Annotated in this window: 12 protein-coding genes; 9 read left to right on the forward strand and 3 right to left on the reverse strand. The window is 70.2% G+C overall.

Annotated elements, in window-relative coordinates; translation table 11 throughout:
• Positions 1–63: 63 nt before the first annotated feature.
• Entirely contained in the window at positions 64–417 is a 354-nt protein-coding gene (locus tag N4G63_RS24660) for a YciI family protein (RefSeq protein ID WP_260789626.1), read from the reverse strand.
• Between the two features lie 306 nt (positions 418–723).
• Here N4G63_RS24660 and N4G63_RS24665 point away from each other — a divergent pair, with 306 nt between their 5' ends.
• The gene (locus N4G63_RS24665) at positions 724–2,529 is read left to right on the forward strand and encodes a DUF885 domain-containing protein (RefSeq protein ID WP_314600267.1); all 1,806 of its coding nucleotides are present in this window, start codon (positions 724–726) and stop codon (positions 2,527–2,529) included.
• A gap of 120 nt (positions 2,530–2,649) precedes the next feature.
• Here N4G63_RS24665 and hpaR read toward each other — a convergent pair whose 3' ends face one another.
• Complete coding sequence (gene hpaR / locus N4G63_RS24670; protein ID WP_260789628.1) at positions 2,650–3,105, reverse strand: homoprotocatechuate degradation operon regulator HpaR; 456 nt, start codon at positions 3,103–3,105, stop codon at positions 2,650–2,652.
• A gap of 94 nt (positions 3,106–3,199) precedes the next feature.
• On the opposite strand from hpaR, the gene N4G63_RS24675 reads away from it, so the two are divergent.
• From N4G63_RS24675 to N4G63_RS24710, 8 genes are all read left to right on the forward strand, one after another.
• The gene (locus N4G63_RS24675) at positions 3,200–3,931 is read left to right on the forward strand and encodes a fumarylacetoacetate hydrolase family protein (protein ID WP_260789629.1); all 732 of its coding nucleotides are present in this window, start codon (positions 3,200–3,202) and stop codon (positions 3,929–3,931) included.
• Complete coding sequence (locus tag N4G63_RS24680; RefSeq protein WP_260789630.1) at positions 3,928–4,710, forward strand: fumarylacetoacetate hydrolase family protein; 783 nt, start codon at positions 3,928–3,930, stop codon at positions 4,708–4,710. Before N4G63_RS24675 ends, N4G63_RS24680 begins: the two co-directional genes overlap by 4 nt.
• 37 nt (positions 4,711–4,747) lie before the next feature.
• On the forward strand, positions 4,748–6,217 hold the full coding sequence (hpaE, locus tag N4G63_RS24685; RefSeq protein ID WP_260789631.1) for a 5-carboxymethyl-2-hydroxymuconate semialdehyde dehydrogenase: 1,470 nt from the start codon (positions 4,748–4,750) through the stop codon (positions 6,215–6,217).
• Positions 6,218–6,219: 2 nt separating this feature from the next.
• Entirely contained in the window at positions 6,220–7,146 is a 927-nt protein-coding gene (hpaD, locus tag N4G63_RS24690) for a 3,4-dihydroxyphenylacetate 2,3-dioxygenase (protein WP_260789632.1), read from the forward strand.
• A gap of 15 nt (positions 7,147–7,161) precedes the next feature.
• Positions 7,162–7,572, forward strand: coding sequence for a 5-carboxymethyl-2-hydroxymuconate Delta-isomerase (locus N4G63_RS24695; protein WP_260789633.1), 411 nt, complete (start codon positions 7,162–7,164; stop codon positions 7,570–7,572).
• 11 nt (positions 7,573–7,583) lie between these two features.
• The gene (hpaH, locus tag N4G63_RS24700; protein WP_260789634.1) at positions 7,584–8,387 is read left to right on the forward strand and encodes a 2-oxo-hept-4-ene-1,7-dioate hydratase; all 804 of its coding nucleotides are present in this window, start codon (positions 7,584–7,586) and stop codon (positions 8,385–8,387) included.
• A 138-nt stretch (positions 8,388–8,525) separates the two neighbouring features.
• Positions 8,526–9,284 (forward strand): class II aldolase/adducin family protein, encoded by a 759-nt coding sequence (locus N4G63_RS24705; RefSeq protein ID WP_260789635.1) that lies wholly within the window; start codon positions 8,526–8,528, stop codon positions 9,282–9,284.
• A gap of 70 nt (positions 9,285–9,354) precedes the next feature.
• Positions 9,355–9,720: a carboxymuconolactone decarboxylase family protein gene (locus N4G63_RS24710; RefSeq protein ID WP_260789636.1), complete on the forward strand. Its 366-nt coding sequence runs from the start codon at positions 9,355–9,357 to the stop codon at positions 9,718–9,720.
• Positions 9,721–9,801: 81 nt separating this feature from the next.
• On the opposite strand, the gene N4G63_RS24715 is transcribed toward N4G63_RS24710, so the two are convergent.
• Positions 9,802–12,504 (reverse strand): carboxypeptidase regulatory-like domain-containing protein, encoded by a 2,703-nt coding sequence (locus N4G63_RS24715; protein WP_260789637.1) that lies wholly within the window; start codon positions 12,502–12,504, stop codon positions 9,802–9,804.
• Positions 12,505–12,513 lie beyond the last annotated feature (9 nt).

Here is a 12,513-nt window from a genome sequence, read left to right on the forward strand (position 1 = left end):
TGCACCGGTTTTCGACACGCCGCGCCGATGTGGCCGCCGATCAAGCGCCGCGCCGGCAGGCGCTCAAAGAAAACACGGCCCCAGCGCGCGCACCTCCACCGTGCACCAGGCCGCCGCCGGGCAGCGCTGGGCAATCGCCAGGGCCTCGTCGCGGCTCACATCCTGCAGCAGAAAAAAGCCGCCCACCATCTCCTTGGCCTCGGCAAACGGGCCGTCGAGCAGGCGCACCGCGCCGTCGCGCTTTTCCACCCGGGTGGCCTGGTCCTGGCCCACCAGCGACTCCACCGCGCGCAGCTTGCCCTCGCGCTGCAGGCCCTCGGCAAAGGCCACCATCTGGGCATAGGCGGCCTCGCCCTGCTCGCGGGTGCGGGTGGCGCGCTGGCCGACGGGTTCGTGGATCAGCAGCAGATACGACACGGAACGGTTCTCCTGGCAGCGTCGGACATGGCCCCGGATTCAACCATGCCAGGCCCCCCCGGTGGCGCCGGCAGCCCGGCCGCCGGCGGCCCAGGCCAGCGCCCGGTGGCGGCCGGGCCTGTGTTGCAATGCCCGCAACACACACCCACGGATGCCGCGATGACTCAGCCCATGTGCCCGACCCATCACCCATGTGCAGCGGCACGGTGGCCCTCGCATCCCGGGCCAGGCAACCTGCGGCCCTGGCGCCGCACGCCGTGCGCGCAGTGGCCCTGGCACGGCCTGCCGGGCCTGGCCGCACTGGCCATGGCGGCAGCGCTGGCCATGCTGGCGCCGGTGCAGCCGGCTTTGGCCCAGGGCCACAGCCATGGCGAGCCGGCCAGCGCCGCCGCCGCCCCCACCCCTGCCGCGCCCAAGCCCTGGGTGGCCACCAGCAATGCCATCACCCGCGAGCTGCTGGCCTTGCAGGGCCAGTTTGCGCCCGAGTTCGCCTCCCAGATGGGGCTGACCGCCTTTGACGGCCTGGTGCGTGACCTGAGCCCCGGTGCCGACGAGCGCTATCTGGCCGCCGCCGACGCCAAGGTGGTCAGCCTGCGGCAGCGCCTGGCCAGCGAGGCCGATGCCGAGGTGCGGCAAGACCTGCAGATCCTCATCGACAGCGTGCAGGCCAATGCCGACAGCACCCGCCTGAACATGCGGCTGGCGCTGGATTGGGAAGATGCCGCCGAGCTGGTGTTTGGCGGCCTGCGCAACCTGCTTGACGAGCAGCAGCCTGCCGAGCGCCGCGCCAAGGCGCTGGAGCGCCTGCAGCGCTACCTGGGCCTGCACCCTGGCAGCCGCTCGGTGTTTCAGGATCTGCGCCGGCGTTTTGAAGAAAGCCGCGCGCCTGGCCGCATCGGCCCGGTCAAGGCCCAGGTCGACAAGGCGCAAGCCCAGGGCGCCACCTATGTGAGCGGCATCCGCGAGCTGTTCAAGCGTTTTCCGCAGCCGGGCATGGCGCCGGCCCTCGACGAGCTGGAGCGCCAGGTGGCCGAGCACAGCGCGTGGCAGCAGCGCGTGGTGCTGCCGCTGGCGCGCAGCGACTTCCAGGGCCCGCCCGAGCTGTATGCCGACAAGCTGCGCCAGGTGGGCATCGACATCGCCCCGGCCGAGCTGATCCGCCTGGCCCAGGTGAGCTACCTGGAAACCCGTGCGGCCATGGTGGCGCTGGCGCCCCAGGTGGCCGCCGCCAAGGGCTGGCCCAAGGATCTGGATTACCCGGGCGTGATCCGCCGCCTGAAGGCCGAAACCCTGGCCGACGACCAGCTGGTGCCGCACTACACCGCGGTGAACCAGCAGCTCGAGGCCATCATCCGCCGCGAGCGCATCGCCACCCTGCCCGACCGGCCGCTGGGCATGAAGCTGGCCTCGGCCGCTGAATCGGCGGCCCAGCCCGCACCGCACCTGCGCCCGCCGCGCCTGGTGGGCAATGCCGGCGAGCGCGGCATCTTCGTGCTGCCGGTGCGCAACCCCGGCGCCGGGGCCGGCGAGGCCTATGACGATTTCAACTTCCCGGCGGCCGCCTGGACCCTCAGCGCCCATGAAGGCCGGCCCGGCCACGAGCTGCAGTTCAGTGCCATGGTCGAGCGCGGCGTGTCGCTGGCGCGCTCGCTCTACGCCTTCAACAGCGTCAACGTGGAAGGCTGGGCGCTGTACGCCGAGGCCGAGGCCCTGCCCCACGAACCGCTGGACGGCCAGTTGATCGCGCTGCAGTTCCGCCTGCTGCGCGCCGCCCGCGCCATGCTGGACCCGATGCTCAACCTGGGCCAGGCCAGCACCGAAGACGCCGCCCGCCTGCTGCGCGAGGAGGTGGGCATGTCGGCCGCCATGACCCGCCAGGAGATCGACCGCTACACCTTCCGCCTGCCCGGCCAGGCCGGCAGCTACCTGTATGGCTACCTGCGGCTGCTGCAACTGCGCGCCGACGCCGAGCTGGCCCTGGGCCCGCGCTTCAACCGCCTGGCGTTCAACGACTTCGTGGTGGGCCAGGGCCTGCTGCCGCCGGCCTTGCTGGCCAAGGCGGTGCGCGAGCAGTTCGTGCCGGCGCGGCGAAAGTTGGCGGGCACGCAGTGACCATGCGCCGGCCCGCCGCACGCCACCGTGCGGCCCGGCTCACGGGGTGGCAAGGGCACTGAACGCCATCCGGCCTGCCGCGCAGAGGGCCGTGCTTTGGACACCTCTGCAGCCCCACCCTCAGTCTGCAGCCTCATCCCCCGCCGGCAAGTCGCCCAGCATGCCGATCAATTCATCCAGCGTGGCATAGAAGCGCTCGGTGAACTCGCTGCCGATGTGGGCCTCGATGGCGGCATACACGGCTTCGATCTGCGGCGCCATCGCATCGGCCAGCGCGCGGCTGGTGTCGGTCAGGCTCACCAGCACGCGGCGGGCGTCGTGCGGCAGACGTTCGCGGCTCACCAGGCCCATGGCCTCCATGCGCGCCAGCACGCCGGCCAGGCTGGGGCTGGACAGACGGCAGGCCTCACCGATCTGGCGCGGCTCCAGCGGGCCGTGCTGGAGCAGTGCGCGCACGATGCGCCATTGCTGCTCGGTCACCCCGTGCGTGTTCAGGATGGGCCGAAAGTGCGCCATCACGCTCTCGCGGGCATGCAGCAGCAGCAGCGGCAGGTTGCGGTGCTGGAACGTTGACATGCTCACATGTTAGCGAATAGAGTTGCTAACTTGTGAGTGATTTGTTTGGCCACGCCGCCGTGGCCTCAGCCTGCGTTTGCACACCATGCCTGCGATGCCCCTTGTTCCCCTGGTGCCCGGCGGGCCACTGCCGGGCTTGCCGCGGCCGCCTTGGCAGCTGTCGGGCCGCGTGTACGGCGCACTGTTGAACCACGCGCCCGAGCGGGTGGCGCTGGGCGATGCCGCACACCAGCCGCCCTACAAGGCGCCGCCGCGCGCGCCGGTGCTGCAGGTCAAACCGCGCAACACGCTGGCCGGTGATGGCGCGCAGGTGCCGGTGCCGCCCGATGTGCCCGCGCTGGAAGTGGGGGCCTCGCTGGCCATCGTGATCGGCCGCACCGCTTGCCGGGTGGCCGAGGCCGATGCGGCCAGCGTGATCGCCGGGCTCACCATCGCCGCTGATCTGCGCGTGCCGCACGCCAGCCACTACCGCCCGGCCGTGCGCCAGCGCGCTCGCGACGGCTTCTGCCCGCTGGGTCCGCGCGTGGTGGCGCTGGCGGACGTGGGTGGCCTGGCCGCGGCCGATGCGCTGGCCGTGCAGGTGGCCATCGACGGCCAGCCGGCCTTCAGCGGCAGCACCGGTGAGCGCGTGCGCGGCATCGCGCGGCTGATCGCCGATGTCACCGAGTTCATGACGCTGGAGGCCGGCGATGTGCTGATGCTGGGCGTGGCCGCCCGCGCGCCACAGGCCCGCGTGGGCCAGGCCGTGGCCGTGGCCATCGCGGGCATCGGCACGCTGCAGCTTTCTCTGGTGGCCGAAGCGGCTGCCGCTGAGCGCATTGCATGAGCACCGTGCCGGTCAAGACCGCCCGGGTGGCCTACGCTGGCGCCATCCACAGCGCCCAGCCCCACCCGCAAGGCCTGCAGCTGGCCGACGGCCGCGTGCTGGCCGAGGGCGATGTGCAGTGGCTGCCGCCGTTCGAGGTGGGCACCATCCTCGCGCTGGGCCTGAACTATGCCGACCATGTGAAAGAGCTGAGCCAGGAGCTCACGCTGGGCGGCAAGGACGAACCGCTGGTGTTTCTCAAAGGCCCCGGCTCGCTGCTGGGCCACCGCGGCCACACCCGCCGCCCGGCCGACGCCGCCTTCATGCACTATGAATGCGAGCTGGCCGTGGTGATCGGCCGCCTGGCCAGGAACGTCAAGGTGGCCGATGCGCTGGCCCATGTGGCCGGCTACACCGTGTGCAACGACTACGCGGTGCGCGACTACCTTGAAAACTGGTACCGCCCCAACCTGCGCGTGAAAAACCGTGATGGCGGCACCGTGCTGGGCCCCTGGCTGATGGATGCCAGCGCCGTGCCCGACCCCCAGGCGCTGGCGCTGCGCACGCGTGTCAACGGCCAGATCACCCAGCAGGGCAGCACGGCCCACATGGTGCACAGCGTGGCCGAGCTGGTGGCCTACCTCAGCAGCTTCATGACCCTGCTGCCGGGCGATGTGATCCTGACCGGCACGCCCGAGGGCGTGGTGAACGTCAACGCCGGCGATGTGGTCGAGTGCGAGATCGACGGCATCGGCACGCTGACGAACACCCTGGTGCCCGACCGTGCTTTTGGCCGCTGAGCCTGGCCGCCCGCCACAGACATTTTCCGGAGCCCCCATGCGCATCCAGCACCTGATCGATGGCCGCAGCGTCGAGAGCGCCCGCTACTTCAACACCGTGAACCCCGCCACCCAAGAGGTGCTGGCCGAGGTGGCCGAGGGTGGCGCGGCCGAGGTGCATGCCGCGGTGGCCGCGGCCAAGGCGGCCTTTCCGGCCTGGGCCGGCCGCCCGGCACCTGAGCGCGCCGCGCTGATGCGCAAGCTGGGCGAGCTGATCACGCAACACGTGCCCGAGATCGCCCGCACCGAAACGCAGGACACCGGGCAGACCATCAGCCAGACGGCCCGGCAACTGGTGCCGCGCGCGGCCGACAACTTTCACTACTTTGCCGAGATGTGCACCCGGGTGGACGGCCACACCTACCCCACGCCCACGCACCTGAACTACACGCTGTTCCACCCGGTGGGCGTGTGCGCGCTGGTCAGCCCGTGGAACGTGCCCTTCATGACCGCCACCTGGAAAGTGGCGCCCTGCCTGGCCTTTGGCAACACCGCGGTGCTGAAGATGAGCGAGTTGAGCCCGCTGAGCGCCGCGCGCCTGGGCGAGCTGGCGCTGGAGGCCGGCATTCCCAAGGGCGTGCTGAACATCGTGCACGGCACCGGCCAGGCCACCGGCGAGCCGCTGGTGGCCCACCCCGATGTGCGCGCCATCAGCTTCACCGGCTCCACCGCCACGGGCGATCGCATCGTGCGTGCTGCAGGCCTGAAGAAGTTCAGCATGGAGCTGGGTGGCAAGAGCCCGTTCGTGGTGTTTGCCGATGCCGACCTGGCGCGCGCGCTGGATGCCGCCGTGTTCATGATCTTCAGCAACAACGGCGAGCGCTGCACGGCGGGCAGCCGCATCCTGGTGCAGCGCTCGATCTACCAAGACTTTGCGCAGAAGTTTGCCGAGCGCGCCAGGCGCATACCCGTGGGCGACCCGCTGGCCGACAGCACCCTCATCGGCCCGATGATCAGCCCCGCCCACCTGGCCAAGGTGCGCAGCTACATCGATCTCGGCCCCAGGGAAGGCGCCACGCTGCTGTGCGGCGGGCTGGATCGGCCCAGCCATGCGCCCGCGCTGCCGGCCGGCATGGACAAGGGCAACTTCGTCTGGCCCACGGTGTTTGCCGATGTCGACAACCGCATGCGCATCGCGCAGGAAGAGATCTTCGGCCCGGTGGCCTGCCTGATCCCGTTCGACGACGAAGCCGATGCCATCCGCATCGCCAATGACATCGCCTACGGCCTGTCGAGCTATGTGTTCACCGAGAACCTGGGCCGCGCCCACCGCGTGGCGGCCGCCATCGAGGCTGGCATGTGCTTCGTCAACAGCCAGAACGTGCGCGATCTGCGCCAGCCCTTTGGCGGCACCAAGGCCAGCGGCACCGGGCGCGAAGGCGGCACCTGGAGCTACGAGGTGTTTCTCGAGCCCAAGAACGTGGCGCTGAGCCTGGGTTCGCACCACATCCCGCACTGGGGCGTCTGATCATGGGCACGCTTGCACTCGCTGCCAAGATCACGCATGTGCCGTCGATGTACCTGAGCGAGCTGCCCGGCCCGCGCCAGGGCACGCGGCAGGACGCCATCGACGGCCACCGCGAGATCAGCCGCCGCTGCCGCGAGCTGGGCGTGGACACGCTGGTGGTGTTTGACACCCACTGGCTGGTCAATGCCAACTACCACCTCAACTGCGCGCCGCATTTCAAGGGCACCTACACCAGCAACGAGCTGCCGCACTTCATCGCCAACATGGCGTTTGAATCCCCCGGCAATGCCGAGCTGGGCCGCGTGATGGCCCAGGTGGCCACCGAGATGGGCGTGGAAACGCTGGCCCACCACGCCACCACGCTGGCGCCCGAGTACGGCACCCTGGTGCCGCTGCGCTACATGAACGCCGACCAGCACTTCAAGGTGATCAGCGTGTCGGCGCTGTGCATGTCGCACTACCTCCACGATTCGGCGCGCCTGGGCTGGGCGCTGCGCCGGGCGGTGGAAGAGCACTACAGCGGCAGCGTGGCGTTTCTGGCCAGCGGATCACTCAGCCACCGCTTTGCGCAGAACGGCCTGGCGCCCGAGTACGCGTTCAAGATCTGGAGCCCGTTTCTCGAGCAGCTGGACCGCCGCGTGCTGCAGATGTGGGGCCAGGCGCAGTGGGCCGACTTCTGCACCATGCTGCCAGAGTACGCGGCCAAGGGCCATGGCGAGGGCTTCATGCACGACACGGCCATGCTGCTGGGTGCCCTGGGCTGGAGCGCCTACGACGCGCCGGTGGAGATGATCACGCCCTACTTCGGCGCCTCGGGCACCGGGCAGCTCAACGCCATCTTTCCGGTCACGCCGCAGGATGGCCGGGCCATCCCCAAGCCGCAAGCCAGCGCCGCCGACGGCTACACCAGCATCGCCACGCGGCTTTGATCGGCGCCCACCACCATGCCCCACCTCGTCATCTGCTACACGCCCAACCTCGAGGCCGAGACCGACCTGTCGGCCCTGTGCCGAACCATGGCCGACGCCATGCTCACGGTGCGTGATGAAGCCGGCCAGCCCGTCTTTCCCACCGGCGGCACGCGCGTGCTGGCCTACCCGGCTGCGCACTTTGCGGTGGCCGATGGCTCGGGCGACTTCGCGTTCTGCTACTTCAACCTGCGCATGGGGCGCGGGCGCAGCGCGGCCACGCAACAGGCCGCCGGCCAGGCGCTCACCGAGGCCGCGCGCGCCCACTTGGCCCCGGTGCTGGCACGCCGCGCCGTGGGCCTGACGCTGCAGATCGACGAGGGCGCCGAGGTCTTCGACGGCAAGTTCGGCAACCTGCACGACGTGTTCGCCAAGAAGACCCCCTGAGAGCCGACACCATGCTCGACCCCAGCACCATCACCGCCCTCGCCCGCCAGCTCTACCAGGCGCGCAAGGCCCGCACCCCGGTGCGCCAATTCAGCCAGCAGTACCCGGCCATGAGCCTCGACGATGGTTATGCCATCCAGCGTGAATGGGTGAAGCTGGAGATCGCCGATGGCCGCAGCATCAAGGGCCGCAAGATCGGCCTGACCTCGCGCGCCATGCAGCAGGCCAGCCAGATCGACGAGCCCGACCACGCGCCGCTGATGGACGACATGTTCTTTGCCGCGGGTGGCGACATTCCCATCAGCCGCTTCATCGCGCCGCGTGTGGAGGTGGAGCTGGCCTTCATCCTGGGCAAGCCACTCGAAGGCCCGGCGGTAACGCTGTTCGATGTGCTGTCGGCCACCGAGTACGTGAGCCCGGCGGTGGAGATCATCGACGCGCGCATCGAGCAGTTCGACCGCGATACGAAGCAGATGCGCAAGGTGTTCGACACCATCAGCGACTTTGCCGCCAATGCCGGCATTGTGCTGGGTGGCCGCCCGGTGCGGCCGATGGATGTGGATCTGCGCTGGGTGGGCGCACTGCTGCACAAGAACGGCGTGGTCGAAGAAACCGGCCTGGCCGCCGGGGTGCTGAACCATCCGGCCAACGGCGTGGCCTGGCTGGCCAACAAGATCGCCCCGCACGGCGAGCGCCTGAACGCCGGTGACGTGGTGCTGGCCGGCAGCTTCACGCGGCCGGTGGCCGCGGTGGCCGGCGACAGCTTCCATGTCGACTACGGCCCGCTCGGCTCGATCTCCTTCCGCTTCAACTGACCCGCCCCCGAAGCGGCTGCGCCGCCCGCACCTCAAGGGGGCGCCGCCAGCGGCCCGGCAGAGCCGGTTCCGCGGCGACCGCTGGGTTCGACCGATGCACTGCGCCGACCGCGTTGGCCGGCCACCCAGGAAAGTGCCATGACTGCTTTTGTCCGCCCCGCCCGATACGCAGAAGCCGAATGGCAGGCCCGCGTGCAGCTCGCCGCCTGCTACCGCATGTTTGCCCGCCTGGGCTGGGCCGAGCTGATCTACAACCACCTGTCGCTGCGGGTGCCGGGCGAGCCGGATGCCTTCCTGATCAACCCCTTCGGCCTGCACTACAGCGAGGTGACCGCCAGCAACCTGGTGAAGGTGGATGTGCAGGGCCAGATCCTGGGCCACAGCGATTGGCCCATCAACCCGGCCGGCTTCACCTTCCACGGCGCCATCCACGAGCGCGTGCCCGATGCCCACTGCGTGATGCATGTGCACACCACACCCACCATGGCCGTGTGCTGCCTGGAAGAGGGCCTCTCCTGGAGCAACTTCTACGCCGCTCAGCTGTGGGGCCAGGTGGCGTACCACGACTTCGAGGGCATCACGGTGCACCTGGACGAAGGCGAGCGCATCCTGAAAAGCGCCGGCGGCAAGCGCGTGCTGCTGCTGCGCAACCACGGCCCGGTGGTGATGGGCGCCACGTTGGCGCAAACCTTCAATCTGATGTGGCTGGTGCAGCGCGCCTGCGAGGTGCAGCTGGCCACGATGAGCATGGGCCGCGCACGCCCCATCCCCGTGCCGGTGATGGAAACCTGCGTGCGCGACTCGCTGAACTTCAACCCCAAGTTCGGCGCCGGTGAGGACGTGTTCGCCGCGATGCAGCGGCTGGTCGACCGCGACGACCCCGGCTATCGGGCTTGAGCGCAGCCGCAGCCGCAGCCGCAGCCGCAGCCGCCGCTATGCTGCCGGCTCTTGAACAAGGAGCCTGCGAATGGATCTCGACCCGAAAGGCCTGGCCACCCGCCGTGCGGTGCTGGGCGATGCCTATGTGGATGGCGCGCTGGCCAAGGCCACGCCCTTCAGTGAACCGCTGCAGGAGCTGGTGACGCGCCATGCCTGGGGCAACACCTGGCAGCGTGAGGGCATCGACCTGCGCACGCGCAGCATCGTCACCGTGGCCATGCTGGTGGCGCTGGGCCGCATGCACGAGTTGAAGGTGCATGTGCGCGGCGCACTGAACAACGGCGTGACGAAGGCCGAGCTGCAGGAGATCTTTCTGCACGCCAGCGTGTACTGCGGCTTTCCGGCCGCGGTGGATGCCTTTCGCGCCGCGGCCGAGGTGATCGACGCGGCCTGACGCCGCGCCGGCACCGATCGGGCCAGCCACGAAAAAAAGGGCGCGCCGCGGCGCGCCCCTGTCAAAGCGCGGCCGGCAGCCTCAGCGAGCCAGAGCGCGTGTGGCCTTGAACGGCTGGCTGATGCCGTTGACCTCGATGAAGATGCCGGAGGCATTGGCATACAGCCGGCCCACGGCCACGCCGCCCGAGCTGAGCAGCACCTCGCCCGAGCCGCCGGCATAGCCACCCTGGGCGCTGAAGCTCACCTCGTAGAAGCCGCTGGCCAGGTAGTTGACGCCGGCCACCGCAAAGCGCAGATCGTTGTAGCTGAGGCGGGTGCGCGTGGGCAGGCTGCTGGTGCTGCTGGTCTCGCTGAGGGCGGCCACGCTGCCGCCGGCAAAGCTGGCGGTCAGGCCGCTCAGCTCGTTGCGCAGCGTGGCGCTGGTGGCCGGGGCGATGCTGACCGTCTGCGTGCTGTTGCCGCCATTGCTGCTGCCGCTCAGCGTGACCGTGGCCGAGCCGTTGGCGGTGATGTCGCGGGAAACGCTGCTGCCGCTGCGGTCGGTCAGGCGCATCGCCGTCACGGTGCCGGTGGCGGTGCCCACGGTGGGTTCCAGGCTGCTGAGGTTGTAGCTCACCGAGGCGCTGCCGTTGTACACGGTGCCGTCGGTCTCGCAGGCGCTGGCGGTGGCGGACAGCGTTCCGGTGGCGGGCACGGCGCTGCCGGCGGCCGGCAGTGCGCCACCGTTGAGCTGGCCGCTGATGCTGCCGGCCGAGCACACCGAGGCCGCGCTGACGAAGCTGGCGCTGCTGTCGCTGATGAACAGCAGCGGTGCGCTGGCCGCTTCGTAGAAGTCGAAGCTCAGGCTCAGCAGGCGCATCAGCTGCAGCTTGGCGTCGGTGTCCGAGACGCTCACGGTCAGCACCGCGTCGCGGCTGCTCACCGCGCCCTGGCTGTTGCTCACCAGCACGCTGTAGCGGGCGCCGCTGTCGGCCAGCGCCAGCGCGGGCGTGGTGTAGCTGGCCGCCGTGGCACCGGCGATGGCCGTGCCATTGCGCCGCCACTGGTAGCTGGGCGCCGGGTTGCCGCTGGCCACCACGCTGAAGACCACCGCATTGCCCGACTGGGCCGACAGGTCCAGCGGCTGCACGCTGATGCTGGGCGCCACGGCCACGGGCGCCGTCACGGTGAGCGGAACCGGTTCGCTGCTGACGCTGCCCGCGGCATTGCTCACGCGCACGGCGTAGCGCGCACCGTTGTCGGCCGCGGTGGTGGCCGGCGTGGTGTAGCTGGCCGCGGTGGCGCCGCTGATGTCGACCTCGTTGAGCAGCCATTGGTAGCTCAGCGGGCCGCTGCCGGTGGCCGTGACGCTGAAGCTGGCCGTGTTGCCTTGCGCCACGCTGGTGGCCACGGGCGGCACGGCGATGACCGGTGCCAGCGCGGCAGCCACGGTGAGCGTGGCTGCGGTGCTGGTGACCGTGCCGGCGGCATTGCCCACGCGCACCGTGTAGCTGCCGGCATCGGCCACGCTCAGGTTGTTGAGCACCAGCCATTCATAGGTGGCGCCGGCGATGTTCACGCCATTGCGCTGCCACTGGTAGCTCAGCGGCCGGGTGCCGCTGGCCACCACGCTGAAGTACACCGAGCCGCCGGCATCGCCCTGTGCATTGGCCGGCGGCTGCACCACCTGCGGCGCCACCGTGCTGCTGCCGATCACCAGGCAGTCGGGCAGCGTGATGTCCACCTGCGAGGGGCCCACCACCACCGTGTTGCTGCTGTTCACCAGATCAGCCCACAGGTAGGCGCGGCCACCCTTGCGCATGGCCACGCGGAACGTGCCGTCGGTCTTGCTCCAGCTGGTGGCGGTGCCCGAGTAGTCGATGCCGCTGGTGGTGACCAGCGCATCGGCCAGGCGCTTGCCGGCGGTATCGGCCACGCAGCCGTTCACGTAGATCGTGTCCTGCGGCATGTCGGCGTTCCAGTAGCTGAAGTGGCTGACCTGCCCTTCGTAGTACTGGTTGGGCGCGCTGCCGGCCAGCGTGGCCGTGCCTTCCTGCACCCAGCGGCCGGTGGTCTCGTCAAACCAGTACAGCGGAATGCTGGCCGGCGGCGTGGCCGAGCGCGTGGACAGCGGGATGCGGATGGTGGCCGTGCTGCCGGTCTTGAGGTTGAGCTTGTTGCCCGCCGCGTCGCGCAGGTTCACCTTGATGGCGCCGAAGCTCTCGATGCGCTGCGTGTCGCTGACTGTGTAGTCGCCCGGCATGGTGGCCGGGTCACGGGCCGGATCAAGCGCCGTGACGGTGGCTGTCACCGTGCCGCTCACCGCGGCGCCGGTGGCGGCGTTCACCAGGCTGGCGGCGGGCAGCTCTACCCTTGCGGCGCTGCCGGCCACGGCCAGCACCGCCGCATTGGCGGATTCGAAGCTTTGCGCCGTGGCCTCGCGCAGCAGGCGCGCATGGGCGGTCACGGTCTGGCCGGCCGTCACCACGGTGGGCACCAGCGCATCCACATGGCCGGCGGCGCTCACGCGCAGCACGGCGCGGGCGGCGGCCGGCACCTCGCTGAGCGTGTAGCTGCCATCGGCGGCACTGCGCGTGCTGCGCGTGCCCACCGACACCGTGGCCTCGGCCACCGGGGCCGAGTCGGCACTGGCCAGCACCTTGCCGCTGAGCGTGCCCAGCGAGGCCGGCGTGCCGGGTGTGGTGGGCTCGGCGGCATCGTCGCCGCCCGAGCAGGCGGCCAGCGCAAGCACCATCGGGGCCAGCAGCCCCTTGGCCCAGCGGCGCATCCAAGTCGACATCATCTGAAACAT

Source organism: Aquabacterium sp. OR-4 (assembly GCF_025290835.2).
In the GTDB taxonomy this organism is placed as follows: Bacteria; Pseudomonadota; Gammaproteobacteria; order Burkholderiales; family Burkholderiaceae_C; genus Pseudaquabacterium.

What these genes read in the sequence shown, in the direction of transcription:
- N4G63_RS24665 (WP_314600267.1), top strand. Translation starts at nt 724, where the DNA reads ATGGCGGCAGCGCTGGCCATGCTGGCGCCGGTGCAGCCGGCTTTGGCC.
- hpaR (WP_260789628.1), bottom strand. Translation starts at nt 3,105, where the DNA reads ATGTCAACGTTCCAGCACCGCAACCTGCCGCTGCTGCTGCTGCATGCC.
- N4G63_RS24675 (WP_260789629.1), top strand. Translation starts at nt 3,200, where the DNA reads ATGCCCCTTGTTCCCCTGGTGCCCGGCGGGCCACTGCCGGGCTTGCCG.
- N4G63_RS24680 (WP_260789630.1), top strand. Translation starts at nt 3,928, where the DNA reads ATGAGCACCGTGCCGGTCAAGACCGCCCGGGTGGCCTACGCTGGCGCC.
- hpaE (WP_260789631.1), top strand. Translation starts at nt 4,748, where the DNA reads ATGCGCATCCAGCACCTGATCGATGGCCGCAGCGTCGAGAGCGCCCGC.
- hpaD (WP_260789632.1), top strand. Translation starts at nt 6,220, where the DNA reads ATGGGCACGCTTGCACTCGCTGCCAAGATCACGCATGTGCCGTCGATG.
- N4G63_RS24695 (WP_260789633.1), top strand. Translation starts at nt 7,162, where the DNA reads ATGCCCCACCTCGTCATCTGCTACACGCCCAACCTCGAGGCCGAGACC.
- hpaH (WP_260789634.1), top strand. Translation starts at nt 7,584, where the DNA reads ATGCTCGACCCCAGCACCATCACCGCCCTCGCCCGCCAGCTCTACCAG.
- N4G63_RS24705 (WP_260789635.1), top strand. Translation starts at nt 8,526, where the DNA reads ATGACTGCTTTTGTCCGCCCCGCCCGATACGCAGAAGCCGAATGGCAG.
- N4G63_RS24710 (WP_260789636.1), top strand. Translation starts at nt 9,355, where the DNA reads ATGGATCTCGACCCGAAAGGCCTGGCCACCCGCCGTGCGGTGCTGGGC.
- N4G63_RS24715 (WP_260789637.1), bottom strand. Translation starts at nt 12,504, where the DNA reads ATGATGTCGACTTGGATGCGCCGCTGGGCCAAGGGGCTGCTGGCCCCG.